We start from the raw sequence: 4244 nt of genomic DNA on the forward strand, positions 1-4244 counted from the left end.
GGCCCTTCTGATTATCTATTTCCCGGTTACCTCCGCCTTCTTCGATGCCCTTATGCGGACGCCGCCCCCCTGGCTGGAGCTTGCGCGTGTCATGAATGCCACGCCTGGCCGCGTCCTTTGGCGTCTGCGCGTGCCAGCCGCAATGCCCGGCTTCGCTTCGGGCTTACGGCTTGCCGCGGTCTATGCCCCGATCGGTGCAATCATCGGCGAATGGGTCGGAGCGTCCCGCGGCCTCGGCTACCTGATGTTGCTGGCGAACGGTCGCGCGAAGATCGATCTGATGTTTGCCGCGCTGATCGTTCTGGCCGTCCTAACGCTGGCGCTTCACGCTGTCGTAGACGCGGCTTGCCGGCGCTTATGGGATGGATGACAGTCGCTCCCTCATTGCCCCGTAGATCGAGAATGTTTTTCCGCATCAAGCGGTAGGGGCAGCAGTTGTGCGGTTTGTGGAAGACGCCAATCGCCGCAGGTGGCCGTTCGTGACGGTTCGACATGCCGCGCGTATAGCTGCAGCGCGACCTTTGCTGCCCTTATCACGAACAGCGGCTATTGGCCGATCGGAACAGGCAGGACTTGCTGCTCGTCCGCGATGCCACATCACAGCATCCGTAGAAGTGGGCTCTTTCCGATCATTCGCTGCTGCAGCGCGACATCCTGCGCAGTGCCGCTACCATGGTCGCGGGCGTCATGCCGCCCAGTCAACTACTGCGAAAGTTTGCAGCCTATCCCCGCCAGCATGAGCTGGCCGAAGCCCTCAAAGAAATCGGACGCGTTGAACGGACGCTGTTCATCATCGACTGGCTACTAGACGCCGACATGCAGCGCCGCGCTCAGATCGGTCTGAACAAAGGCGAAGCACACCACGCCCTGAAAAACGCCCTCCGCATCGGTCGCCAAGGTGAAATCCGCGACCGCACCGCCGAAGGTCAGCACTTCCGCATGGCAGGCCTCAACCTCCTCGCCGCCATCGTCATCCACTGGAACAGCAAACACCTTGGTCAAGCTGTCGCCGCACGAAAACGCGACGGATTGGATTGCTCACCAATGCTACTGGCACATACCTCACCCCTCGGATGGGCACATATCCTCCTCACGGGCGAATACAGGTGGCCAAAACAGTAAACCAAGGGGCTTAAGGTACGATCCTGCACTCTCCGGTATCAGACCCCAAGTTGTTTTACGTCGCCGTTTCAACCAGCTGGGTTTTGATGACCGCCACGCTTTCAAGCGTCCAGTGCACCGGACACTTGTCGGCGATGCGCAGCAACGAAGCCCGTTGTTCGTCGGACAAATCGCCCTCCAGACGAATCTTTCGCGAGAACACGTCAACTTTGGGCGTACCATCTTCGCAGGCTTCACAGTCGGCGAGATGTTCGCGATCATGAGTGACGTCGACTTCTGTATGGGCGAGGGGGATATCCTTTCTGCGCGCGTAAAGCCGCATCGTCATTGCGGTACATGCGCCAAGTGCCGCAGCAAGATACTCGTAAGGCGTCGGCCCCTGATCCGTACCGCCGACCCTGGTCGGTTCGTCGGCAATCAAATGATGTCTGCCAGCGACGCAGACGCCTTGCCGCAATCCTTCAGCATCATACTCAGATACGCGTATGACTCCCGTCGGCGGTACGGCCTCGGGTCTCACGTCGCGGGAGGCAAGATACCGGGACGACCAGGTCGCGATGATGTCAGCCGTGTATACTGCGTCTTCCTCCTGCGTGATCAGATGATCGGCGGTGTCGAGCGATACGAAGCTTTTCGGGTGCCGTGCTGCGGTAAATATCTCGCTTGCATTATCGATCCCTACCGTGGCGTCACGTGGCGCGTGCATCACCAGCAATGCGGCCCCCAGATGCCGCAGTGCTTCGATGAGGGACGCCGCACCGATGTCGTCGATGAACGATTTCCTGATGGTAAAGTCGCGTCCGGCGAGGCTGACCGTGGCTGACCCATTTTCCCGGATTTCGTCCAGTTTTTCACCAAAATTGTTCGACACATGCCCCGGTGCAAACGGCGCACCGATCGTGACGACGGCCCGCAAGCCGGGTACATCCGGTGCGGCCTTTATGACCGCGGCCCCGCCGAGGGAATGACCGATCAGCAAGGTGGGAGGCATGTCCCTCGCGGTCAAATAAGATGCCGCTCGCAGAAGGTCCTCCACGTTCGATGAGAAGTGGGTATTGGCAAATTCGCCTTCGGAATGACCCAAGCCAGTAAAGTCGAAGCGCAGGACTGCGACGCCCTGTGCTGCGAGTCGGCTGGCGATGCGGCGTGCGGCCGGAATATCTTTCGAGCAGGTAAAGCAGTGGGCAAAAATAGCCGTCGCGCGGACCTGTCCGTCTGGCATGTCCAGACGCGCTGCAAGCATGCCGCCTGAATGTCCTTCGAATGTGACGCGCTCAGTCTTCATGTTGGTTACCTGTCTGGTAGGGTGCCGTGGACTGCCTGCATTTGTAAAATAGCCTGGTCCGGCTTCGGATACGTCAGCTGCGGTGTTCGGGATTCTCGTAATCAAACCGGCACCCGGCTTTCCACGCGTTGCGGCCGTTGCCGTGGTTCGGCAAACCACCTGCGTCTTTCAGCATCCGCGCCATGTGCATCAGGTTCCAGGTCATGATCGTGGCATTGCGTTGTGTGAAGTCATTGTCGAACCCTGCAGGGCCGCCTTCGATTGCGTCACCGTAGGACGGGCCCGGTCCGGCTTCTCCGATCCAGCCACAGTCGGCCTGCGGCGGGATCGTATAGCCCAGATGACCAAGCGAATACAGGATCGACATCGCGCAATGCTTGATCCCGTCCTCGTTGCCGGTGATGACCGCACCGCCCGTCTTGCCGTAGAAAACACTTTGGCCCTTGTTATTGAGCATGCTCGACATGCCGTAAAGCCGTTCGATCAGAACCCGGCAAAGCGAGCTTTCGACGCCCAGCCAGATCGGTGTCCCGATAATCAGGATATCGGCGGCGGCAACCTTGTCCCACAATGCGGGCCAGTCGTCGCGATCCCAACCGTGATCCGTCATGTCAGGATAGACGCCGTAGGGAATGTGATGGGACGCGGCATGGATCGTCTCGACCGTGACCCCGTTCCGCGCCATGATCTCACCTGGAACGGACAGAAGCAGTCCGGTGTGTGATTGACTGGCGTCCTTTTTGAGGCTGGTGTTGAAGATCACAGCTTTCAGATCGGCAAAGTCAGTCTGATTGTCTTCGCAAAGTTGCGACTGCTTGTCATTTAAAGTCACGGCGGTGTTCCTTGTCAGTTTTGGTGTCGGGGCTTTTCGTTCTGTTCTGGCATGATGATTGCGACGGTCTTGATTAACATCGAGGACGCAAAACCTCGCACAAATGCTTTCCGGAATGTATTTTACTGCCGGATATCGCGGCCCAGGCCGTAATAATGGTCGTTTGGGCAGAGGCTTTCGGGCTAGGCAGTTTTGAAATTCAGCGAAGCACCATTCACACAGTGCAGGGCATCGTTGCCCACGATCAGATGGTGACCAAAATGGCTGCCGCAGCGGCGGCAGTGGACTTCGGTCAGGGCGATGTTCTGGCGCGGGTTCATGCCGTAGGCGGGATTGGGGCCGTCGATGTCGGTCATGACGGCATTGGGATCCGAGTGATAGAAGAAGACCCAGCCCTTGTCGCGCGGGGTCTTCCAGCGCGAATCATAAGCCTTCAGGTCGCATCCCTTGCAGGCGTAGGTACCGTCGCGAGTTTCCTGCCACAGCGGGCTGGATTTCTGCACCTCAGTGTGACCCTCCCGCAGGATTTTGTAGTCGGCGGGCGTTAGCAGGCTGCGCCATTCAGCCTCGGTCCGCCGCACTTCGTAAGCGTAGGATCGGTCCGGCTGATAAAACCTTGCGGCACCGTTGTTTGCTGCGGATGTATCCGCGTTGACGCAGGATGCCGTACCTGCTGTCAGCGCGGCCATACCGGTCGCCGTCAGAAACCGGCGTCGGGTCGGGTTGTCTGAAGCTTGGTTCATGTCTGATTTCCTTTGATTCAAGCGAAGATTGGCATCCTCAGTGCATCGATAAATGGTCGTGTTTTTCCGGCATCGCGCCACCAGCTCCACCTTTTTGTCCTTCTACATGAGAAGGTCCTTTCACAGAGGTGGTCTTAGAGGCCGATCCGAAACTGGTTGAGTGAATTCAGTAGGTTGTGATTCTGTTCGGTTGCGAAGCTGAACGGAGATCACAATGGCCTGGACCGAATTCACTCGTCGTCGATATGAGCGCAGTGGCGGC

4 protein-coding genes and 1 pseudogene are annotated in these 4244 nt (G+C 58.5%); 2 read left to right on the forward strand and 3 right to left on the reverse strand.

Going from position 1 to position 4244, the window contains the following annotated elements; genetic code table 11:
• Both ACOI1H_RS23815 and ACOI1H_RS23820 read left to right on the forward strand, forming a co-directional pair.
• On the forward strand, positions 1-370 hold a 370-nt coding region (locus ACOI1H_RS23815), incomplete at its 5' end, for an ABC transporter permease (protein ID WP_422440672.1).
• Positions 371-648: 278 nt separating this feature from the next.
• Positions 649-1122 (forward strand): annotated as a pseudogene (locus tag ACOI1H_RS23820) (Tn3 family transposase); the annotation flags it as partial.
• A 55-nt stretch (positions 1123-1177) separates the two neighbouring features.
• Here the strand turns inward: ACOI1H_RS23820 and ACOI1H_RS23825 are convergent.
• From ACOI1H_RS23825 to ACOI1H_RS23835, 3 genes are all read right to left on the reverse strand, one after another.
• A complete protein-coding gene (locus tag ACOI1H_RS23825) occupies positions 1178-2407 on the reverse strand; it encodes an alpha/beta fold hydrolase (RefSeq protein WP_422440674.1) in 1230 nt (409 codons plus the stop codon).
• A 73-nt stretch (positions 2408-2480) separates the two neighbouring features.
• On the reverse strand, positions 2481-3239 hold the full coding sequence (locus ACOI1H_RS23830; protein WP_422440675.1) for a flavodoxin family protein: 759 nt from the start codon (positions 3237-3239) through the stop codon (positions 2481-2483).
• Positions 3240-3421: 182 nt separating this feature from the next.
• Entirely contained in the window at positions 3422-4072 is a 651-nt protein-coding gene (locus ACOI1H_RS23835; protein WP_422440677.1) for a peptide-methionine (R)-S-oxide reductase, read from the reverse strand.
• Positions 4073-4244 lie beyond the last annotated feature (172 nt).

Source organism: Loktanella sp. DJP18, assembly GCF_049310965.1.
Classification (GTDB): Bacteria; Pseudomonadota; Alphaproteobacteria; order Rhodobacterales; family Rhodobacteraceae; genus Loktanella.